Origin of the sequence: Lunatibacter salilacus (assembly GCF_009797935.1) — a bacterium.
In the GTDB taxonomy this organism is placed as follows: domain Bacteria; phylum Bacteroidota; class Bacteroidia; order Cytophagales; family Cyclobacteriaceae; genus Lunatibacter; species Lunatibacter salilacus.
Genome location: NZ_VOLC01000006.1, coordinates 180,801 through 202,042 on the forward strand (window position 1 = coordinate 180,801; position 21,242 = coordinate 202,042).

Annotated in this window: 19 protein-coding genes and 1 tRNA gene; 9 read left to right on the top strand and 11 right to left on the bottom strand. The window is 39.8% G+C overall.

Annotated elements, in window-relative coordinates; genetic code table 11:
• The first annotated feature begins 49 nt into the window (after window positions 1-49).
• The 4 genes from FQ608_RS10255 to FQ608_RS10270 all read left to right on the top strand — a co-directional run bounded on the left by FQ608_RS10255 (window position 50) and on the right by FQ608_RS10270 (window position 5,359).
• Window positions 50-898, top strand: coding sequence for an SDR family oxidoreductase (locus tag FQ608_RS10255; protein ID WP_158858097.1), 849 nt, complete (start codon window positions 50-52; stop codon window positions 896-898).
• Window positions 899-1,115: 217 nt separating this feature from the next.
• Window positions 1,116-2,141, top strand: a complete 1,026-nt coding sequence (gene sbnA / locus FQ608_RS10260; RefSeq protein WP_158858099.1) for a 2,3-diaminopropionate biosynthesis protein SbnA — start codon at window positions 1,116-1,118, stop codon at window positions 2,139-2,141.
• On the top strand, window positions 2,104-3,972 hold the full coding sequence (locus FQ608_RS10265; RefSeq protein ID WP_158858101.1) for an FAD/NAD(P)-binding protein: 1,869 nt from the start codon (window positions 2,104-2,106) through the stop codon (window positions 3,970-3,972). Before sbnA ends, FQ608_RS10265 begins: the two co-directional genes overlap by 38 nt.
• On the top strand, window positions 3,857-5,359 hold the full coding sequence (locus FQ608_RS10270) for a type III PLP-dependent enzyme domain-containing protein (RefSeq protein ID WP_158858103.1): 1,503 nt from the start codon (window positions 3,857-3,859) through the stop codon (window positions 5,357-5,359). The genes FQ608_RS10265 and FQ608_RS10270 overlap by 116 nt, the downstream gene beginning before the upstream one ends.
• A 283-nt stretch (window positions 5,360-5,642) precedes the next feature.
• Here FQ608_RS10270 and FQ608_RS10275 read toward each other — a convergent pair whose 3' ends face one another.
• The 4 genes from FQ608_RS10275 to FQ608_RS10290 form a co-directional block, all read right to left on the bottom strand.
• On the bottom strand, window positions 5,643-5,834 hold the full coding sequence (locus FQ608_RS10275) for a CsbD family protein (RefSeq protein ID WP_158858105.1): 192 nt from the start codon (window positions 5,832-5,834) through the stop codon (window positions 5,643-5,645).
• Between the two features lie 995 nt (window positions 5,835-6,829).
• Window positions 6,830-8,272, bottom strand: a complete 1,443-nt coding sequence (locus FQ608_RS10280; RefSeq protein ID WP_158858107.1) for a hybrid sensor histidine kinase/response regulator — start codon at window positions 8,270-8,272, stop codon at window positions 6,830-6,832.
• A 14-nt stretch (window positions 8,273-8,286) separates the two neighbouring features.
• Window positions 8,287-8,730, bottom strand: coding sequence for a response regulator (locus FQ608_RS10285; RefSeq protein WP_158858109.1), 444 nt, complete (start codon window positions 8,728-8,730; stop codon window positions 8,287-8,289).
• A 161-nt stretch (window positions 8,731-8,891) separates the two neighbouring features.
• The gene (locus FQ608_RS10290) at window positions 8,892-10,322 is read right to left on the bottom strand and encodes a sensor histidine kinase (RefSeq protein ID WP_158858111.1); all 1,431 of its coding nucleotides are present in this window, start codon (window positions 10,320-10,322) and stop codon (window positions 8,892-8,894) included.
• A gap of 165 nt (window positions 10,323-10,487) precedes the next feature.
• Here FQ608_RS10290 and FQ608_RS10295 point away from each other — a divergent pair, with 165 nt between their 5' ends.
• The 3 genes from FQ608_RS10295 to FQ608_RS10305 all read left to right on the top strand — a co-directional run bounded on the left by FQ608_RS10295 (window position 10,488) and on the right by FQ608_RS10305 (window position 12,686).
• Window positions 10,488-10,643 carry a lmo0937 family membrane protein gene (locus FQ608_RS10295; RefSeq protein ID WP_158858113.1) on the top strand — a complete coding sequence of 52 codons (156 nt, stop codon included), beginning with the start codon at window positions 10,488-10,490 and terminating at the stop codon, window positions 10,641-10,643.
• Between the two features lie 237 nt (window positions 10,644-10,880).
• Window positions 10,881-11,231 carry a response regulator gene (locus FQ608_RS10300; protein ID WP_158858115.1) on the top strand — a complete coding sequence of 117 codons (351 nt, stop codon included), beginning with the start codon at window positions 10,881-10,883 and terminating at the stop codon, window positions 11,229-11,231.
• 9 nt (window positions 11,232-11,240) lie between these two features.
• Entirely contained in the window at window positions 11,241-12,686 is a 1,446-nt protein-coding gene (locus FQ608_RS10305) for a sigma-54-dependent transcriptional regulator (protein WP_158858117.1), read from the top strand.
• Window positions 12,687-12,847: 161 nt separating this feature from the next.
• Here FQ608_RS10305 and FQ608_RS10310 read toward each other — a convergent pair whose 3' ends face one another.
• The 5 genes from FQ608_RS10310 to FQ608_RS10330 all read right to left on the bottom strand — a co-directional run bounded on the left by FQ608_RS10310 (window position 12,848) and on the right by FQ608_RS10330 (window position 18,407).
• Window positions 12,848-13,372, bottom strand: coding sequence for a DUF421 domain-containing protein (locus tag FQ608_RS10310; RefSeq protein ID WP_158858119.1), 525 nt, complete (start codon window positions 13,370-13,372; stop codon window positions 12,848-12,850).
• Window positions 13,336-13,731 (bottom strand): hypothetical protein, encoded by a 396-nt coding sequence (locus tag FQ608_RS10315; RefSeq protein WP_158858121.1) that lies wholly within the window; start codon window positions 13,729-13,731, stop codon window positions 13,336-13,338. The genes FQ608_RS10310 and FQ608_RS10315 overlap by 37 nt, the downstream gene beginning before the upstream one ends.
• Before the next feature lie 260 nt (window positions 13,732-13,991).
• Window positions 13,992-15,668: an FAD-dependent oxidoreductase gene (locus FQ608_RS10320; protein ID WP_158858123.1), complete on the bottom strand. Its 1,677-nt coding sequence runs from the start codon at window positions 15,666-15,668 to the stop codon at window positions 13,992-13,994.
• Between the two features lie 10 nt (window positions 15,669-15,678).
• Window positions 15,679-17,625: a heparinase II/III domain-containing protein gene (locus FQ608_RS10325; RefSeq protein WP_158858125.1), complete on the bottom strand. Its 1,947-nt coding sequence runs from the start codon at window positions 17,623-17,625 to the stop codon at window positions 15,679-15,681.
• Window positions 17,626-17,738: 113 nt separating this feature from the next.
• Window positions 17,739-18,407 (bottom strand): ABC transporter ATP-binding protein, encoded by a 669-nt coding sequence (locus tag FQ608_RS10330; RefSeq protein WP_158858241.1) that lies wholly within the window; start codon window positions 18,405-18,407, stop codon window positions 17,739-17,741.
• 269 nt (window positions 18,408-18,676) lie between these two features.
• Here FQ608_RS10330 and sucC point away from each other — a divergent pair, with 269 nt between their 5' ends.
• On the top strand, window positions 18,677-19,900 hold the full coding sequence (sucC, locus tag FQ608_RS10335; RefSeq protein WP_158858127.1) for an ADP-forming succinate--CoA ligase subunit beta: 1,224 nt from the start codon (window positions 18,677-18,679) through the stop codon (window positions 19,898-19,900).
• A gap of 44 nt (window positions 19,901-19,944) precedes the next feature.
• A tRNA-Arg gene (locus FQ608_RS10340) sits at window positions 19,945-20,018 on the top strand.
• A 51-nt stretch (window positions 20,019-20,069) separates the two neighbouring features.
• On the opposite strand, the gene FQ608_RS10345 is transcribed toward FQ608_RS10340, so the two are convergent.
• Together FQ608_RS10345 and FQ608_RS10350 are read right to left on the bottom strand one after the other, a co-directional pair.
• Complete coding sequence (locus FQ608_RS10345; protein ID WP_158858129.1) at window positions 20,070-20,450, bottom strand: VOC family protein; 381 nt, start codon at window positions 20,448-20,450, stop codon at window positions 20,070-20,072.
• Window positions 20,451-20,530: 80 nt separating this feature from the next.
• A complete protein-coding gene (locus FQ608_RS10350) occupies window positions 20,531-21,148 on the bottom strand; it encodes an NADPH-dependent F420 reductase (protein ID WP_158858130.1) in 618 nt (205 codons plus the stop codon).
• Window positions 21,149-21,242 lie beyond the last annotated feature (94 nt).

Genomic DNA, 21,242 nt, shown 5'->3' on the forward strand with positions numbered 1-21,242 from the left:
CACCGCCCATTCTGTTTGCGACACACAGAATGGGCTTTATTGTTACATTATGACCAAATCAACAAAATTTCCAGCACAAAGTCAGGACTTGCCCGGCAAAGAGAGTAAGATGAATCCAGAGCCGGAAGTCATCCGGAAATCCTACAAAGGAGGGGGAAAACTAAACGGCAAAACTGTGTTAATTTCAGGCGGAGATAGTGGGATCGGAAGAAGTGCAGCCGTACACATGGCTAGAGAAGGAGCAAATGTTGCGATAGTTTATCTAAGTGAAGAATCTGACGCATTAGAAACCAAATCCATGGTTGAAAAAGAAAAAGCATCTTGCCTTTTAATAAAAGGAGATCTTCGAAAAGAATCTTTTTGCAAATTAGCAGTTAAAGAAACCTTGGAGGAATTTGGGAGTATAAATGTGCTTGTAAACAATGCGGCAGTTCAACATCCAAAAGATTCAATAACCGAAATCAGTAAGAAACAACTTGAGGAAACATTTGAGACTAACATTTACTCTTTCTTTTATTTGGTGAAAGAGGTGCTGCCACAAATGAAAAAGGGTGACACGATCATAAACACCACGTCGGTAACGGCATATAGAGGAAGTGAACATTTGTTAGATTACGCTAGTACGAAAGGGGCAATCGTTTCCTTTACACGTTCATTGGCCGCAAATCTCGCCGAAAAGGGAATTCGAGTAAATGCAATAGCACCCGGTCCCATCTGGACTCCATTGATTGTAGCCACTTTCGATGACATTGAAGAATTTGGAAAAAAAACACCAATGGGACGCGCCGGACAACCGTCAGAGGTCGGGCCAGCCTATGTATTTTTGGCCTCAGATGACAGCAGCTATATCACTGGCCAAGTCATTCACATTAATGGGGGGGAAATAATTGGGGGCTAATTACCCCCAGTTGTTTGATTGGGAAATAAATTCTCATGAAGCGTATTTCCTGAGGAAAATTATTCCCGATATTAATTTTTTAAAAACAATTTTTATAGTTTTAGTTATATTTAAACTAAATAAATTATATTAGATGACTTTTTATATAGGATCATAAAATATAATCCATTTGGTATTCTTCTTGCAACCTTAGTTATAAAATTAACTATTTGCACTTATGAAGTTTTCAAATATATCAAACTCCACGAAAAATGGAATCCCCTCATTAATAGGAGACACTCCGTTGGTTCATCTTTCCAAGCTTTTTCCGGAATATGAGATTTACGGTAAAATGGAAATGCTAAACCCTGCAGGTAGCATCAAGGACCGGACGTCGAAATTCATTATCGAAGAATCATTAAAAATGGGATTGATAGATAGAGATACAATTATCTTGGAAAGTACCTCCGGGAATATGGGTATCGGATTGGCTCAAATATGCATGTATCACGGTTTAAAGCTGCATTTGGTGGTAGACCCTTATATCAACCTACAAACATTTCACCTCTTGCATGCTTATGGGGCTAAAGTAGAAATTGTAACGGAAGCCGATGAATCAGGTTCTTATTTGAAACAGAGAATAGCCCGTGTTTACGAATTGTTGGATGAATATCCCAATTCATTTTGGACCCAGCAGTACGAAAACCCCTTAAATCCCCTCACCCATCATCAGACTGCTAAGGAGATTGTTTCCCAACTGGGAAATGCTCCGGATTATATATTTGTCGCTACAAGTACCTGTGGTACTTTGATGGGATTTGCTGATTATTGCAGCCTATACCATAATAACACCTCGGTAGTTCCGGTAGATGCCCAGGGAAGTGTAATCTTTGGGGGGAAATCGGGAAAAAGAGTTATCCCGGGTTTTGGCGCATCCAAACCCTCTAGTTTTGTGAATAGGGAAATATTGGCAGAGCCAATAATGATTGAAGAATGGGAAAGCATAACAGGCTGCAAGCAACTATTGAAGCACGAAGCCATTTTAGCAGGCGGATCTACAGGAGCTTTGGTAGCGGCCGTTAAGAAGTCAGGCATAATGCCCGGGCAAAATGCTGTCATTATTATCTGCGACAGGGGTGAACGCTATTTGGATACCATTTACTCGGATGATTGGATCCGAAAAAATTATGGTAACAAAACCTTAGAAAAAATAAACAAATCCGTACATGAAGATCTGGTCCAAACAGGCGTTCTCCAAGATTAACCGACGAAACCAAGAAATTCTTCAAGAAAACTTGTTCAAAGAAATGAAACCCACTTCGAGTTTTCGAGTTGGCATTGTCGGGGGCGGGCCGAAAGGGGCTTACGCCATAGAGCGGCTGGCCAGTTTTTGGCATTCGCATTTGCCTGACGAAAAGCTTGAAATTATTTGTTTTAACAATAATGAACACTTCGCAAGTGGTCCCAATTATTTACCTGAACAGCCTGATTATTTGTTGATTAATTACAGTTTGGGAAATGTTAATTTTTGGACCGAAGAACCTGAACAGTTGGTGAAGGATAGAGTTTCTCTCCTAGACTTCATAAATAAATATCAGGAAAAGGGTGGGCTTGTTGCCCATCCGGAAGATTTTTGCTCAAGAGCATTAACAGGCATCTATTTACAATTTTGCCTTTGTCAGGTAATCTCCTCACTGCCCGATACAATTAGCGTGAAGTTGGTTCCAGGTGCCATAACTTCCCTGGATATTGATGGTGAGGTACTGTCCCTTTCTTCGGGAAATAGGGAATTTCACTCCTTTACGGAAGTCATTCTATGTACTGGCCACAGTTACTCTTTCCAGGATGAATTGTCCAAGAAACTAAAAAGCGATGCGGCAGATAACTCTTATTTGGAGCACATTTATCCAGTTACGCGCTTTAGAAGAATTGATTTTGCCGGAAAAGACGTGCTTATTCAAGGGATGGGATTAACGTTCGTGGATGCGGTATTAGGCTTGACTGAGGGTCTGGGAGGAAGATTCGAATCTTCAGAAAATTCAATGACCTATATTCCTTCAGGATTAGAGCCAGCTACAATATATCCTTTCTCGAGATCGGGTCTTCCGATGCTTGCACGTAAAGCAGGGGGATCTGAAAACCTTCCATTAAAATATTTTACTGACAGCTTTGTCGAAAAGTTACTAGAATCCGGTAATAAGCTGGACTTTAATGCGGATATCTATCCAAATATTGAAAATGAATACCGCTATCAATTTGCCAAAAAATATCTGAACCAATATGACGGCTTATTGCAGTCAGCGGATTCAAGCCTTGAGGAATTGGAGGATTTGGCCCATTCGGTAATACCGGATTTCGTACCCTTCGATCTGGAAAAATTTTTATTGCCAACAAATACATCAAAGTTTGATCACAATGCTATTTTAGAATATATAAAGCAATCTATCGCACCTGACCGGTTTTCCACTGAGAATCAGTCCACTCAGGAGATGTCAGCGGTATGGCGTGCCATATATCCTGGCTTTCGCAAACTCTATAATTTCGGAGGCTTGTCAGGGAAAAGTCAGGAGCAGGTAGATCAAATCTATTTCGGGAGATTCCAGCGGGTCAGCTATGGTCCCCCCATATGGAACATGCGAAAAATCTATGCGCTTGCGGAGGCGGATATCATTCGCTTTGATATTGGACCAGCTCCAAAACTGGACGTTGATAGGAAAACCCAAATGTTCAACATTAAATCAAAAGATTCGTTAAAGCCTATTAAAGGGGAAATTCTGATAAACGCACGCATTGCCAAGATGGCCGATTTCAATTCACAGCCACCCATCTACAAACATCTTCATGAAAAATATAGAATTGGAGCCTATCAAAATGGCAACTATAGTCCGGGCTGCTTCAAACTAGATAAGGAAGGAGCCCTGTTAAACTTAAAGGGTGTCACCCTAAATGGCACCCCTACAGAGGGTTGGACTTTGGACAATGAAAGTCTCTCCCGTACTAATAATAATTTCATCACGCCATGGGCAAAAAAAATCATCACTAATTATGTCAACACAAGCTCCCAAATTAACCCCTATTGTTCATCCATGGATTAAAGACCTAACATCTCATGGTTCATTACTCCATAGTTGGATTGAGAAATACGGCTCTCCGATAAATATCCATAATCTTATTTCATTTGGTCAAAATTATTTAAGGTTCAACCGAATATTCCACAAATACGGTGTGAGCAGTAATGTGTTTTTTGCCCGCAAAGCCAATAAGTGCAAATGCTTTGTATGGGCAGCAAAGGAATATGGATTTGGAGTAGACACGGCGAGTCTAAATGAGATTAAAGAGTGCATTCAAGCTGGATTAAGTTCCGAAAGGATTACCATAACCGCAGCGGTTAAGAACAGGGAACTGCTAACCTATGCTGTGGAACATCAAATCCCGGTTGTCTTAGACAATGAAGATGAATGCGATTTGCTGCAGGAAATATTAGAGGAGAAAGAAAATACATTGTCGGTGGGTTTTAGGATAGGGGGATTTATCCATAATGACAAAAAATTATATTCGAGATTTGGTTTTGATATAAGTGTATTACCTCAATTTCTTCGAAACAATCTACATCCGTCCGGTAAGTACAACAGGTTTAATTATAAAGGGTTGCATTTTCATTTATCCGGATATTCAATTGAAGATCGAACAGCGGCACTTTCACAGGCACTTGATTTAGCAAAATTAATCTCGAAAGACAAATTTAAAACTTCATTCATTGATATGGGAGGAGGCATATTGATGAACTATCTGCGTTCTTCCTCAGAGTGGCATCAATTTCACCAAGCTCTAAGAGAATCCCTCAGTCCTGACAACGAAGAAATTACGTTTAGAAAAGAGCCATTAGGGCTTATTCAGTTAGAAAATAAGGTTTATGGGGAAGCTAAAGTCTACCCATACTTCAATGAAATTAACCAAGATAAATTCATTGAAAAGATAATAACTGGTCAGAAAAATGGTCTTCCTCTATTTCATCATCTCAAGCAAAAGCATATTGAACTAAGAATAGAGCCAGGTAGATCCCTTTTAGATCAATGTGGGATAACTGTTGCAAAGGTGGCGTTTCGTAAAAAGGATGCCGAAGGCCGAAACCTAATTGGTTTAGAAATGAATAGGACTCAAATGTTCAGTTCTAGTGCTGACTTTCTACTAGATCCACTGTTTATCCCGAAAACAAAAAAGGATACGGAGGAATGTGAGGTCTATTTTGTAGGTGCCTATTGTTTGGAACAAGAATTAATTTTAAAGCGAAAAATAACTCTTTCCCAATTCCCGGAAGTTGGAGACTTGGTTTGCTTTGTAAATACGGCAGGGTATATGATGCACTTTTATGAGAGCGAAGCACACCGTTTCGATTTGGCCAAAAACCTAGTTGTAGAAAAAATCGACAAATGGCAGGTTTTTGAAGATGATAATTACATAACAGCTGAAGAATTAGTCTAAAAAACATTAACCTTAAATCATTAATCCCTCGATATTTATCGGTTTGTATAAGTAAATAGTTTATAACTTTCATCAAAAACGAATTATATATAAAAATTAACTCTATAAATGAGTTAAAATAATCCCAGTAACTTATATGGATTTACCATATTAAAATTTCGAAACGACGTAAAAATAAATTAACTTGTAATTACAAAAAAAAAGGCTACTAGAAATTCTGGTAGCCTTTTTATATTATTTAATATTTAGTCTAACTTAACATACAAAAGTAGTCAAGTTAGTATTAAATACTGTCAATAAACTTCTGAACTTTCTCTTTGGATTCTCCAGTTTTCTTCTGGATCCTGCCAATAAGCTCATCTTCTTTACCTTCAGCATATGTAAGATCATCATCGGTAAGATCAGCATATTTCTGCTTTAACTTACCTTTTATGACATTCCAATTTCCTTTAAACTTATCTCCTGTAGCACTCATTTTATTATTATTTAAGGTTTAAAATGATTTAATTAATTAAAAACTGATCAGGAACTGTGCCGATTAATCATAAACTTAATGATTCCATACAATTATCTGTATTTCAAATAGTTGAATAATATGAAATGTTAAAAAAGACAAGTTTTTCTTGTATTTCATATTGGAAATAATTCCTCAAAATGGGGAATTAAATCAAAGATCAATTGATTCTTAAATAAAATGTCCGGTCGAAAATTTGATAATTAAAATCAGTTCAATTTATAATTAAAACACTATTCAAATAAATAATTTAAAAAAAATTGAATAATAGGTTAATGCAATAATTGAGTTAAAAGAATAAATTAAAATACCCGAATCAATAATATCAACATGTAACCTAATTTAGCTTATTCGGTAATTTGAGGTAATCACTAATTAAACTGAACATTTGATAATGAGATTTTCATCAGTTATGAGGAGAAATTTCCTCATAATAATATAACGCTTAAAAAAACTATTGTGAAAAATATTTTTAATCATATGCCCATCAGTAACTTGCGTTATGATGAGTTTTTAGTTTATCTAAATAGTTGTTTGGTACATATTTTGAGTAAATATGTAGGAAAGGGCAAAAGGGGATACTAGTCCAGATACGTCGGATCATGAATCAACCTTTCACACTGAATCCCTTATCCATATGGATAGAATAGAATCAATATTAAGACAAATTCTAACGTTCAGCAAAGTACAGACGATACGGTAGATATTATGGAAGATGGAGAAACGACGGAAGTAAGTTTACTCTGGTTGGAAGAATACTTCGAATGGTTGACTCCCTACCTCCAAGAAAGATACAATAAGGTGAAAGCAGCTCTCAGAGTTAATTAGAGACCTGCTTTTATGTAAGACAGGGTGATTTTTATGCTATTTAACTTTTTAAGGCTGAGGACAATTTAATAAGACATGGCCTCATTTTTAGAATATTTTTCTTAAAGCCTTTTTCTGCTTTGAATCTTTCAGGAGAAATCAAACGTGATAAAAAAAGTAGTCCCTACATTCACTTTACTTTTCACCCTAATGGAACCCCCATGGCTAAGGATTATATTTTGTGTATTTGTCAAACCTAGACCTGATCCGGTTGGTTTGTTTGTGTAAAAGGGTTCAAACAGTCTATCTACGTGTTCCGGAGATATTCCACTTCCATTGTCTGTAATTTCAACGATACATTTTTTGTCTTGGGATTTGGTTTTAAGTTTCAGAATTCCCTTTCTCTGCCCCATAGCTTCTATTGCATTTACAATAAGGTTTGTAAATGCAATCTTTACCTTTTCGCCATCAACTTTTATGGAACAAATTTCCTTTTCATAATCCTTAACAACCTCTATTTTTTGTAGAGAAAGTCTGTCTTTTGCCGTTTCAAGTGACTCATCCAGCAGCGTATTGATATTATAATCCTGAATATCCAATTCTGTAAACCTGGTTGATTCTAGTAACTGCATAATAAGTTGATTGATTCTTGTACAGTTTTTCTTGATTACTTCTACCAAATCACCACTTTCCTTCAAAACGTCCTCGGGTAGCTCAAAACTTAATTGTTCTGCGGAAAGTAGTATCGTGGTCAGTGGGTTTTTTACCTCATGCGCCAATATTCTTGCGATCCTTCCGGTAGAAGAAAACTTCTTCATGTTAAAATGATCCTCCTCTTGTGCTTTAAGTTGGGTTAAATCCTTGATCATCAACTGGAAGAGTTCATGGTTGGCCTCATCCTGAGCAATACTTATAAGCGCTTCAATATTCTGCCCAGAGGGTATTTTTAACTTTGCCTGAAAATCGGAAAAATCGGAAATACACCCTAGAAGCAGGGTGAAATTTTCACTATCCTTATCCTCAACGAATAAATTCCTAAGGTAAAAGGGATAAAAGTCCTCCTTAGAAGGGTCATATCCGAATTTTTTACTGAAAGAGGGATTGGCATCCAGAACCAATGAATCTGCGTTTACCAATACTATGGGGTCAGCAGATCGTTCAAAGATATTTTTGAATTTCTTCCCTGCTATTTCAAGGCTTTCATGCAAGGCCGCATCTCGGATGGCATATCGGATGGTTCTTTCAAGCATGGGCGCGTTGAAGCCGCCTTTTACCAAATAATCCGAAGCCCCAAATTCCATGGCCTCCCTATCGGCATGCCCACTATCCATTCCAGTTAGGATGATTACCGGTGCATGCTTAAGTTTACTCCTTACCGCCTCCAATACATTTATTCCCGTTTCCTTTCCCAGTTTGTAATCTACCAGAAAAACATCGAATTCCTGATTAAGCATCTGCAATGCCTCTTGGTAATTGATTGCGTTTGTAAGCTCAAAACGGGTTGACTGGCACTGCTTTAACATGGACTGCACCAACAAAAAATCATCCATGTCATCGTCTACATAAAGAACTCGAATTAACTTTTTATTCATTTAACAATTTCAATTTAAGCTGGCAATAAAACAGTGTTTCCCCAATATTTTTCCAATTCTTTTCCAAGTGCTAGCAACCCTTCAAACGATCCGGGCTTTGTTATGTAACTGTTGGAACCCATATTGTAGGTTACTGTAATATCATCCTCGTGTTTTGAAGTAGTAAAGATAATAACGGGTATTTTTTTCAGTAGATTGTCAGATTTTATTTCTTTCAATGCTTCTCTTCCGTCCTTTTTAGGCATATTTAAATCCAGAAGGATTAATTGGGGAAAAGGAAACTTGACATCATCCTGATATTTTCCCTCTCTGCGAAGATACTGTAGTAGGATTTCGCCATTCTCCACGCACCTAAGGACTGCTTGACTAAAGCTTTCTGTTAAAGCTTTGGTAATCAGCATTCTATCATCTACATCATCCTCAGCGATGAGTAGCGTTAATTTTTTTCCGGTTTTCATGTGGAGATATGAATGTGAATTACCTTTATAAAGTGTGAATTATGCAAATTTACAACGAATTTCTACAAAACCTTAGTGATGATTCATTTATTTACATTTAAAATACCTTTATATACATAGTTACTGTCATCATCCATATAATATTCTCTATATATACCTTTTTAATTTTGATCATTTGGGATTTGCTCGAAAGGCACCAGAATATGAAAAGAGGACCCCTTTCCTATCTCCGAAGTTGCGAAAATCGTCCCTCCGTATCTTTCTACAATTTTTTTACATATCGCTAGACCTATCCCGGTTCCCTCGTATTCATCTTTACCGTGTAATCGTTGAAATATTGTAAATATTTTGTTTGCATATTCAGTATTGAAGCCTATCCCATTGTCTCTCACTTCCAGATGATGAAAGGCCATATTCGGTGAGTTGTTCGCAACATACTCAGATACCGTCTTTTTCTCGGCGATTCTGTAGGTTATCCTTAATCTGGGGTGCTCGTTTGATTTACTGAATTTCAACGCATTACTGATAAGATTCTGAAATAGCATCCTCCAGTCGGACTGATGGGCAAATATTTCCGGGAGTTTGTCAACTTGAACCAATGCGTTTTTTTGCTCGATCTGAATACTTAAATCATCTAAGATTTCATTGACGATCGCATTTAGATTGATTAACTCTTTATCCTCGGCATATCTTCCAGCACGACTGTACTCCAGTAAATCTGAGATCAATTTCCTCATCCTTGTCGCCGCATATGCTATTCGCTCCAAGTAGAGCTTTCCGTCACCTTCTAATGCGTCCTTGTATTGATCTTGCAACAAATCATTAAACGAAGTTATTTTTCGAAGTGGCTCTTGCAAATCGTGTGAAGCTACGTAAGCAAATTGCTCCAACTCCTTATTCGTACTATTAAGTTGTTCAATTTGAATTTTTAATTTATTTTGATAATCCTTTATTTCCTGATCTGATGCCTTTTGCGCCAAATTATATTGATAAATGGAATAAAAATTCAATACAGCTGCCGATATACCTCCCAACGTAATAGTTAGAATGATGATGCTTAATGCAGACAAATTGGTAAGTACACCTAGATCCCTCTCCATTAATTTTTCACGTTGTTGAATAAGAATCGCATCGGTTTGTTCCCTTATTCGCTTGCCAAATCGGAGATAATTTGTTTTTCTGTTGATTCTGACATTTTGCAGGAGATCTTCAGCTGTGGGATTATTCATAATAGAGGAAGCAAAAACATGATGGCGTCCGACCAGCAACGATCTAATTGAATCCAACCTGTTTTCCTGAAATTCATTATCCCTTACCAGATTAGACAGATCCTCAATATCCAAGTCCATTTTGGTTCTGATCACACTCATACTGTCTAGAAATACGGAATCGTATGTAGTCGCAAAACTTAAAATTGTGATTTCATATTCCAATACTTTAGTTTGAAGATCATTGGTAATCCTAATAATTTGTTCGGTCGTTTTACTTTCGCTGTTCAAAAAATTGACCCGGTAGATGGTATAAACTGAAATTGACCCACATAAAAATATAAGGGCTAAGGTGATTATGGTGTACGATTTAATCTCTTTCATAATATTTGGGGAATAAAATCCCCACTTAAATTATTGTTTAAATAAATATTCCCCAACAATGTTTGAATAGATCAAATCAGCCCCCATTTCTTAACGGGCATGCTATTTGGATATTGGATATTAACTGAAATGAAAAATATACATTAAAACTAAACTTAAAAAGAAATGGGAAATTTATTGTATTTAATAGCTGTAATTTTAATAATCGGATGGATTCTAGGAGCATTTGTTTACAGCGTTGGCGGACTTATACACATTTTACTGGTATTAGCAATCATTGCGATTCTTTTTAGGGTAATCAGCGGTAGAAGGCCTGTTTAGATTTGTTTGGCAAAAAATGATTGGGTTTTGACCAAAAAGTGATCATTTAGCTAAACTGGTAAAGCATACCAACTTTCAAAGATAGAGATGAAGCTTGTTTTCAACGGATTTGTGGGAAAGGGAAAACACAAAAGGTGCTGATGGCACCTTTTGTGTTTTTGTTTCATAGGCTTGAATAACATAAAGTAAATAAGTTTGTTTTTACATTATACTTTATTTAGTTCAATTATGGATTTAATGGATAAAGCAGTCATACTCCTAGTAGATGATGAGATTGAGATCCTCGGACTTTTATCCAGGTTTCTCAAACGTCAGGGTTTTGAGGTATATACTGCTAATTGCCTTGAGGACGGTAAAGAGCAACTTCTCGACAAACATCCTGATTTTATGTTTTTAGATGTAAACTTGCCTGACGGTAATGGATTGAAGTCTATTCCTGATTTTAGGAAAATTGATAAGGAGGTGAACATCATTCTCATGAGTGCGTACAATGATAACGAAATGCAAATCCACGCCAGAGAGCTTGGGGTAAAATCCTTTTTGAACAAACCTTTCACATTCGACGAAATTAACCGAATTATATCTTAAATTTCCAACATGGCAAACATTCTAGTTATTGACGATAATCTGGACATCTGTCAACTATTGAAAAGATTCCTCTCGAAAAAAGGACATGAAGTAGACACCACACTTACTGGGCCTGAAGGAATCGATTTGATAAAAAATAAAAATTATGATCTGGTACTTTGCGACTTCAAACTAAGAAAAATGGAGGGCCGTGAAATACTTCAACAAGTCAAAACAATCAGCCCAGAAACCAAAGTAGCGATTATTACCGGTTACGCTGATGTGCGTATTGCCGTCGAGGTGATGAAGAAAGGCGCTTTTGACTATGTGGTTAAACCTTTGATTCCGGATGAAATTCTCAGTTTAATAGACCGAGCAATTAAAGAACCGTCAAAGGTCATTCAATCTGATACCACAAAAGCATCTACCCAAATTAATTCAGCCCGCAAAAGCGGAACAAACCCTGAATATATCTGGGGAAAAGATAAGGCTTCCGCGCAGCTGTTAAATGAAGTGAGCTTGGTGTCGCCAACCAATTTTAGCGTGATTATTTATGGCGAAAGCGGGTCTGGAAAGGAGAATATTGCCCGGACTATCCATGAAATGAGCGAAAGAAAAGGGAAACCCTTTGTTGCGATAGATTGCGGCGCACTCACTAAGGAACTGGCTGGCAGTGAACTTTGGGGGCATGAGAAAGGGGGCTTCACTGGTGCGGTAAGTGCGAAACCGGGCCAGTTTGAAGTAGCAGACGGGGGTTCGATATTTCTGGATGAAATATCCAACCTTTCTTACGAAACCCAAGTGGGGTTACTCCGGTTGGTACAAGAGAAAAAACTTCGGCGAATAGGAGCGATTAAGGACAAAGAAATTGATGTGCGGATCATTGTCGCGTCCAATGAAGATTTGAGAGAAGCTGTCAAAAAAGGGAAATTCCGTGAAGACCTCTATTACAGGTTTAATGAATTTACGATTAACGTGCCTCCTTTACGGAAAAGAGGTGCGGATATCATGGAATTTGCCAACCATTTTCTGGGGCTTGCAAATGAGGAACTCAATAAAAACGTTTCGGGATTTTCGGGCGAGGTGATTAACTTATTCAACACCTATGATTGGCCGGGAAATCTGCGGGAAATGAGAAACGTAATCAGACGATCACTTTTATTGACCGATAAAGGTGAAATTAAGCTCTCCTGTATTCCCCAAGAAATAGTACATTCATCCAAATTCACCTTTGCTGATGATGAATCCAAACCCGAAATATCGAATAAGTTCGACTTAGAGGATACTCAAACTGTACAAAAAGAAAAAACCAATGAACCAATAAACTTAAAAGACATCGCAGCGAATGCCGAAGCCGAAGTAATTAAAAAAGTGTTGGAAGAGACCCATTACAATAAAACAAAGGCTGCCCAGCAATTGGGTATTGACAGAAAGACCCTTTTCAACAAATTGAAGCAGCATAATATTCAGTCGTGAAATAATTGAATATTTGTTGTCAATTTCACTCGGATCTAGAAAGTAGATTCAGATAAGTTGAAATAGCAAGGAGACCCTTCATCTTGCAGTGGCATTTTTGAAGGGCCTTCCTCTTTCCTTAATTCGATACTCTAATGTAAAGGCAGTTTTTTGATTATGTGTTAGATTTTAATTTTCTTTAGTGGATCAAAGGCATTTAGTTTATCGCCTTCGATAGTTTGGATTATTGATATTTCTCCTGTGGTTTCCAATATCATTATACCCACCTTAGAAATATCTTCTATTCCTTGATTTCTGGCAGCCATTTTTATTTCTTCAATAGTAATCCGTTCCTTTTTCATCACTTCTTCCAGCGTCTCTCCTTTATAAACCAGCATTGAAGGGCTGCTTGTTATTAGATTTTTAACCGTTTTACTTCTAACGGACAGCCATGTCAAAATAAATTGCAAGAAAATCAATAGAAAAAAGCATGTCATCCCATCCACCAAGGCAATGTTTTTATTCAGACAGACAGCCGCCAAAGTGGACCCTAACGCCACTGTAATGATGAAATCAAACGCATTCATCTTAGTCAATGTCCTTTTACCGGAAATCCTGAGAAAGAAAACCATACCTATATAAGCGAGAATCGTAATTACTACGGTTCTGATTAAACTATGCCAGTCATCAAAAAAGATATTTTCCATAAATTCAGATAGTTGTATGTGATCTCTCCGCTAATTCCGAAAACTACATGTGCCAAAATCAAATGAACGTAATAATGTTTAAAGTCCAACTTGGGGGGGTTGGGGTGAATCCAAAAAGTAAATTGCCACCCGATTACTCCCAAAATTCCCGCAGCAAACCCCATTATACCTCCGGATAACAGCGTTGCCTCAATTTCCATAAATTCCCAAATCAAATAGAAAACAAACATGAAAAAGACTCCGACCAAATAATGAATAACCCAACCTAACAAACTGCTTTTTGTGAGTTGTCGGAATGCATTTGTCCACCTCATCAAAAGAATATTCAATAATTCCGGCTCACGAAATTGCTTTTTCACGATTGCACTGAAAATGTAACTAAATACTGTCATTGCAGAAGTAGCAACTAGTGCCGGGATTAACACCAAAGTCATTTCCATTTCAAATAATAATGAGTCCGTTATCTCAGATGCAATAGTAAAGCCAAAATTGAAAAGTCTAATTAGTTTATGGCTTAGTATCCTCTGCTCCCGTTTGACTTAGGAAAAATGAGAAGCTGCTTTGTAAACTTATATTTCAACCACTACAATTAGAAATTCAGATCTATCATTTCGCCTAATTATTTATCGGCGTCATAGGTAGCAGACTCCCCAAATGGATTCACATCTAATACAATTCCTACCTTATCCATCTTTCCTTTCAATTCTCCGTAATTCAAAGATTGTAAGGGGATTTGACGCCTGATGGCCTGGTCTGCCATTAGTGCTGCGGACTGCCCCAACACCATGAACGTCCATTCTATCCGTATGGCACCATAAGCGATATGGCTACTGGAAATGCATGTAGGCGTAATGAGATTGGTACATTCGGACGCGTTAGGAAGCAATGCACGATAGGAAATAGGCAAGGGCCTCCAAGCATCCCCACCAAAAACAAATCCCTCATTGTAAGCATATCCATCCTTCACAATTCGTCTTACATGATGAACATCAGGCGGCCAAAAAGCCAATGCCACTGCATCAGTTACGGGCTTAGGGTTAACATTTCTAACGTGGTGCTCGGTAATTACATAGTCCGAAACCATCCTTCTTCCATCACGCACATAAAAATTCCTGGGCCATCCTTCATTGTCTACGAATTCGTCCTTTGCCAAGCCCCATGTGGCCCAGGCCGTTTGAAGGGTTGAGTCAAGTGTTCCCACCTCGGAATCTGTAGCCAAAAAGAAAAAGAGCCCTTGGGTAAATTCCCGATGATAATCTACAATTTCCTGCCTTCTCTGGTAGGAAGCTTCCGGATAACCCCTATTCATCCCATACAAATTATGGGAAAGGTCGTGCCAAGCTCCCAGATCGGTTTTACTATTCGGTAAAGTTGCCCTTGGGGTATAGAGTTTGCCTCCTGCACGTAGATACCTGAGGTAAATTTCATAATCCCCTCTCTGATAAGAAGGAGGTGCTTGAAATGGTAGTTGATTGGCTGGATCTTGGGTGAGGCATACCCGAAAGCAAAATGCCTGCAACCGATCATCTCCCTCACCTGGTATTCCAAAAATTTCGTCTTGAACAGTGGGAATAAGGCCACTTTTAGGATCTCTAGGAATCCGGTAAGGATCTACATTGACTTCAAACTGGCGGTATGTATTTTCACCCCGGATGCCATTGAGCGTTTCTCCATAGGTTGCATTGCTCTCCCGACCTACAGTATAACTGATTCCAGCAGCAGCCAACAAATCCCCTTCGATCGTTGCGTCAATGAATACCTTTCCATCAATTTCCATCCCACTTTCAAGGGAGATGGAAATAATTCTTCCATCGACCAAGGTTACTGCCCCCTCCCCTTCTATAAGCCTTTGGCCGGATAGAATTTTTATTTGGGGATATTCAGCCAGCCATTCCATGATGACCTGTTCTGCTACACTACTTTCAAAGCGCCAAACCGAGGGGTCCTTTATTCGCTCTGCAACAACCTGATCAAATTTTTCGAGTCGGTTATACTTTTTGGCTAACCTGCGGTGAAATTCCAGTGCCAATCCGCTTACTGCAAAACTATTTTGAAAATTGCCGTGATTGTCTATGTCTGAACCACCTAAGCCTTCAACAAGCATTCCTCCTAAATGATCGGAGGGTTCAATCAGCAGGACCCTGTGCCCCAACTTTGCACCCTGAATACTGGCGGTGACACCTGCTGATGTCGCCCCATAGATGACCAAATCCTGTCCCAGCAACGGGAAATTGACGGTTACAGCATAAGCTAGTAACAGCCCAATTAACATCCCGTAAAACCGAAATTTTCTCACTTTAAACAGCTTATTCTATGACAAACTTCATCGAACCTTTATTTTTTGGATCAATCAGTTCGAAATTAACCCGATAAATAGTGTCCCCCCATTTGGTGAGAATCCCCTTATCCTCAGGTGCTACCAAGGGTATCTTTTCGATCTGGGGTGTCATACTTTTGGCATCATAAGTTAGAGTAAAGTTGCGGGTACCTCCATTTTTATCTTTGAAAGGTATGGTTAATGTTCCCGGGCTGGTAACCTCCGGCGGATAGATGGTCATCAGATGCTGGGTAATATTCTCAGCTTTGGACAAATCAAAGCTATCACTTATTACCACATTTTTACCCCGGTTCAGCGTGACGGTACGCTTCCAAGAGTTGAGCGCAGTGTTCCTTGGATAGGCATTTGAAATATCCAAGGTCATGCTTGAAGCATTTGTTTTGGCGGAATGGGAAACATTGGTTGCTTTAAACTGGCTTCCATCCACTTGGGCCTGCCTATTGATGCTTGGCAAATTGTGGTAATCAGAACGGTTGTACCAAATGGAATAGCGCTCCGGTCCGAAGGTTTTGCGGGTATAGGTTCCCCTTCCCACATCTATTAGAAGCGGCAACCCATCGTAGAACACCACAAAATTCCCAATATCGTTGTGATTATGGCTCTCGTCATTATGCCCGCCCTTGGCGGCAACAAAAAACCCGTCCGTACTCCCTTCCACATCCCTGGCTACCATCACCTGAATGTCTTTTAACCACACATCTTTGGGCAAGGGTAATCCCTGTTCGGCCTGTTCAAACTCTTCCTGCAAAAACAACTCAAAGAAATTTCTGAAATAATGAAAACGGGCTAAGGTACCATCGTGGGGTTTACGATAGAATGCACCGAATTTCATCATATCCGGGTCTTCAATATCTTTGCCGTAGCGGTATATCATAGCGGCAGACATTTTGGGTTGGGGATCGGCGTCAGCGAAATTCAGGAAATAGGTTTCACTGATCTGCGAGCGGTAAATAAACCTACCCATATTTTTTACTTTTTCATCGGCATAGACATACCGGAAGGAATCATTGGAGGCTAAATTTAACAGCGAAATATTATCGTACAATGACGCCGCAGCAGCACCCCAATAGCTGGGACCTTCGTCACATCCTCCGTCCTCAGGATAGGGATCCAAAAATTCATCGAGAACCTGAATGGCTTTATATACAAGCGCAGTACGTTTTTCATCGTCATCCTCCAGCAGCAATGCCGAATTGATCCAGTTGGAAACGATCCATGGATTCCAGTTATTGGGTGGCCTACCATTTTCATTGGCAGACATCCATCCGTGATGTTGGTTCATCAGCGGCTCAAAAATCCGAAGATTTGTTTCATGCCTTATTCGCTTCCTGATCTGTGGGGATACGGCGTCAAACTGATCTCCTAGGAAATAGTCTGCCCATGCTAAGTAAGTGGCTGTCTCAGCAGCAAAAAGGTCTACGAAGGGTTTGGACACATCCATCAATCCGGAGTATTCGTCGGTCTTCGGCAAATGGGCCGGAACACCCCAAAAGGATTCCTCGCAAATAGACCAGATACCGTTAATGATTGGGTCAATGAAACGGCCTTCGTTTTCAAAGATTTCCGCCATTATCATACTACCCAGTACCTGCCGTTTTTGAAAAGTAATCGACTGGTATTCGTCCCGGTCACCAGTCCTATGAATCAGAAGGGATTTGGTGGCTGGGATATAGGGCCATTCGAAATCGATTTGCTTGTTAGCTGTCTCCAAATATGCCTGCATGGCTTGCTGATCTGCCGTATTCCACGACGCCCGGTCATTGATCTTTGGAAAGGGCATCCATTCACCAATAGGAACCAATATTTCTCTCAGCTCTTCCTGGCTGAATTTACCGCTGACCAGACTTTGGGCGGGCAGTGTGACTGACATACCTAGCAGGGCAATCAGGAGGATAGTCGAACTTTTCAGGTACATTGGGTATTTCTAGGTTAATTGACGTTTTTTCATAAACTATTAAATTTACCCCCACTGGAGCTAAATTTCTATTGCTAATTAAATCTCGAGACATTACTAGCTCTCTCAAAGTATTAAAGCTTGGCTATTTCTGACAATATTTTCCCATCCTGCATAGTCAGCATGCGGTCCGACATCTGGGCCAGTGCCTGATTGTGGGTGACAATAACGAAGGACTGCCCAAACTCATCCCTTAGTTTAAAGAAAAGTTCGTGAAGTGCCTGCGCATTGTTTGTATCCAAATTCCCACTGGGTTCATCGGCAAAAATTATTGAAGGATTGTTGATCAATGCCCTGGCTACAGCCACACGCTGCTGTTCACCCCCCGATAGTTCAGATGGCTTGTGCTGCAACCTGGAGCTGACTCCAAGGAGTTCCCCCAATTCGGCCGCCCTCGCCTTCAATTGCTTCTCATTCTTTCCGGCAATCAGACCGGGGATGATTATATTTTCCTCCCCGGTAAACTCCGGAAGAAGGTTGTGAAACTGGAAGATAAAACCAATACGTTCATTGCGGAATGAAGCGAGCTTATCCCCTTTCAGTTTGGAAAGTTCCACATTATCGACTGACAAACTGCCCTGATCCGCCTCATCCAATGTGCCCAGAATATGCAGCAGTGTACTTTTTCCCGCTCCTGAGGCTCCTACAATGGATACAATTTCCCCACTTTTGATGGTCACATCTACGCCTTTCAGAACATGAAGATCCCCGTAGTGTTTGTGTATGTCTTTGGCTATTAACAGCATTGGTTATTATTATACAATTGAAATCCGGTTTTACATGCAGCAATAGCCGCAGGCAACAAAAGTTAAATTTATATTATTTTTTTGAATTTCTGAGACCGGGACGAAGTATTGGAAACAAGTCAAATCTATCCCCTTGATTGCTAACCTCATACACCTGAATAGATTTGAAGGTAACAGAAAAAATTAATACTTTTTAGGAAAAAGCCCAATGGAAACCTTGAATAATCGAAGTTAAGCCGTTAACTTCGGGCAAAAATTTTACAAGGATGAATATACACGAATATCAGGCAAAAGAAGTTTTAAAGTCTTTTGGTGTGAAGATTCAGGAAGGTATCGTAGCAGATACACCGGAACAAGCACTTGAAGCAGCCAAAAAACTAAACGCGGAAACAGGTACGTCATGGTATGTATTGAAAGCGCAGATACATGCAGGTGGTCGTGGAAAAGGTACCGTGAAGGAAACAGGATCCCGGGGAGTGGTGTTGGCCAAGTCTCAGGAACAGGTAGCTGAAATCGCGAAAGACATCCTTGGAGGAACCTTGGTAACTATTCAGACAGGTGAAGAAGGTAAAAAAGTAAAGAAAATCCTTGTTGCGCAGGACGTTTACTATCCCGGCGACTCCAAACCCAAAGAATATTATTTATCCATACTTCTTGACCGGGCAACCGGAGGAAATGTAATCATGGCTTCTATTGAAGGCGGGATGGACATTGAAGAAGTGGCCGAGCATTCTCCAGAGAAAATCATCAAGGAATGGATAGATCCGCAGCTGGGAATTCAGGGTTATCAGGCTAGAAAAGTGGCCTTTAAGTTGGGCTTGGAAGGCAATGCCTTCAAAGAAATGGTGAAATTCATCATCTCCCTGTATAATGCCTATGACAGCATAGACGCTTCCCAGATTGAGATCAATCCGGTATTGAAGACATCAGATGATCAGATCCTGGCTGTAGATGCAAAGGTCAACTTGGATGACAATGCCTTATATAGAAATAAAAAATTAGCCGCACTTCGCGACCTGGATGAAGAAGATCCGTTGGAAGTCGAAGCCGGAGAATCAGGATTGAACTACGTCAAGTTGGACGGAAACGTGGGCTGTATGGTCAACGGTGCAGGCTTGGCAATGGCAACCATGGATATGATCAAGCTTTCCGGCGGTGAGCCTGCCAACTTCTTAGACGTAGGAGGTGGAGCAAATGCCCAAACAGTAGAAGCTGGATTCCGTATTATTTTGAAAGATCCAAAGGTAAAAGCTATCCTAATCAATGTATTCGGCGGCATCGTAAGATGTGACCGCATAGCTAGCGGAGTAGTAGAGGCCTATAAGTCTATTGGTGACATCGCTATCCCAATCATTGTACGTCTTCAGGGCACCAACGCAGAGGAAGGCGCTAAAATAATTGATGAGTCAGGCTTAAAGGTTACCTCAGCAATTACATTGAAAGAGGCTGCGGAAAAAGTTCAGCAAGTTCTTCAAGGAATTAACAAGTAAATTTCAAAATGGTGCAAAGATTTCTTACCTTTGCACCACAATTCGCACTCGTAGTTCAACTGGATAGAATATCGGATTTCGGCTCCGAGGGTTGAGGGTTCGAATCCTTCCGAGTGCACAAAAGCCATCTTGTCTGACAAGGTGGCTTTTTTTAATTCTTGGCGTTGCCTTATCTGTGCTGATCTATCAAAATCGGATTGCCATCCGGATCGGTGATCATCATGCTGGCAGGACCTTGATGGGTCTCATCTACCTTATTCTGCGGTTCGATTCCATTTTCCTTGAGATGTCGGTAGATTGACCGAATGTCATCAAAGGGATCAACGTCTTTTGCGTTTTCATCCCATCCCGGATTAAAAGTCAACATGTTTTTTTCAAACATCCCCTGAAAGAGTCCGATGATGGCATTTCCATTTTTCAGTATCAGCCAGTTTTGAGAAATATCCCCTGCAAATTCAGAAAAACCCAGCTTCTCGTAAAATGATTTTGACGCTTGGATATCCTTTACATTCAAGCTTACGGAAAACGCTCCCAATTTTAATTGATTCATGATTGCAGTCGGTTAAATTGTACAAAATCTAATCATTACTTCGAATAGCGAATTATCCAAAATTAGTATATCGACCCGCCCTATCTCTTCAACACCTTAAATCCTATATCCCTGCCATGCCCCTGATTTAATGCCAAATTGATCCAAAACCGGGCAAATTGTTCCATAAGGTCAAATTTATCATTCCCGCCAATATCATAACAAGCCCCAAATCCGGCATCATGGGCCAAATCAATGGCGACCAACTTACCGTGGGGACTGTCCCCGGCCACAAACATATCAAGCTTTTGATCCCCATACGCCGGGTCTTTCATATTGTTGTAACCCGTGGTGTTAAAACATTTCACCACATCGTCTGTCGCCGTATAGGCTATAATGGCTTCAGTCACGGATTCAAACCCTCTTGGCCCCCTTCCGTTGACAATATTCGCCGCATCAATAATCACTTTTCCCATGGTATCACCAAGGGATTTTGTTGTTTCAATTGCCGTAATGGCTGGAGTGGCCATTAAGACAACTTCACTTAGTGCTACTGCTTCCTGAATTGTATGTAGGCTGGTAGTTGGATTTTGGAGAAGGTCCGTACCTTTGAAGTTAGATACATCCCTGACCCCAAGAAAAATTTCATGGCCGGCATGAGCCCATTTTGTTGCAAGCGCTCCACCTACATTTCCAGTTCCAATAATTGCTATTTTCATAAGATATGACTTTCAATTTTTCGAGTAGTTCTATTTACAAAGGAATATTTTTCAAGCACAACAACTTAGGGTTGAAAATTAAAGAGGCAGGTTT

Bases quoted from the DNA above. Each gene is read 5' to 3' on its own strand.
- FQ608_RS10255 (WP_158858097.1), top strand. From the start codon at position 50: ATGACCAAATCAACAAAATTTCCAGCACAAAGTCAGGACTTGCCCGGC.
- sbnA (WP_158858099.1), top strand. From the start codon at position 1,116: ATGAAGTTTTCAAATATATCAAACTCCACGAAAAATGGAATCCCCTCA.
- FQ608_RS10265 (WP_158858101.1), top strand. From the start codon at position 2,104: ATGAAGATCTGGTCCAAACAGGCGTTCTCCAAGATTAACCGACGAAAC.
- FQ608_RS10270 (WP_158858103.1), top strand. From the start codon at position 3,857: ATGAAAGTCTCTCCCGTACTAATAATAATTTCATCACGCCATGGGCAA.
- FQ608_RS10275 (WP_158858105.1), bottom strand. From the start codon at position 5,834: ATGAGTGCTACAGGAGATAAGTTTAAAGGAAATTGGAATGTCATAAAA.
- FQ608_RS10280 (WP_158858107.1), bottom strand. From the start codon at position 8,272: ATGAATAAAAAGTTAATTCGAGTTCTTTATGTAGACGATGACATGGAT.
- FQ608_RS10285 (WP_158858109.1), bottom strand. From the start codon at position 8,730: ATGAAAACCGGAAAAAAATTAACGCTACTCATCGCTGAGGATGATGTA.
- FQ608_RS10290 (WP_158858111.1), bottom strand. From the start codon at position 10,322: ATGAAAGAGATTAAATCGTACACCATAATCACCTTAGCCCTTATATTT.
- FQ608_RS10295 (WP_158858113.1), top strand. From the start codon at position 10,488: ATGGGAAATTTATTGTATTTAATAGCTGTAATTTTAATAATCGGATGG.
- FQ608_RS10300 (WP_158858115.1), top strand. From the start codon at position 10,881: ATGGATAAAGCAGTCATACTCCTAGTAGATGATGAGATTGAGATCCTC.
- FQ608_RS10305 (WP_158858117.1), top strand. From the start codon at position 11,241: ATGGCAAACATTCTAGTTATTGACGATAATCTGGACATCTGTCAACTA.
- FQ608_RS10310 (WP_158858119.1), bottom strand. From the start codon at position 13,372: ATGGAAAATATCTTTTTTGATGACTGGCATAGTTTAATCAGAACCGTA.
- FQ608_RS10325 (WP_158858125.1), bottom strand. From the start codon at position 17,625: ATGTACCTGAAAAGTTCGACTATCCTCCTGATTGCCCTGCTAGGTATG.
- sucC (WP_158858127.1), top strand. From the start codon at position 18,677: ATGAATATACACGAATATCAGGCAAAAGAAGTTTTAAAGTCTTTTGGT.
- FQ608_RS10345 (WP_158858129.1), bottom strand. From the start codon at position 20,450: ATGAATCAATTAAAATTGGGAGCGTTTTCCGTAAGCTTGAATGTAAAG.
- FQ608_RS10350 (WP_158858130.1), bottom strand. From the start codon at position 21,148: ATGAAAATAGCAATTATTGGAACTGGAAATGTAGGTGGAGCGCTTGCA.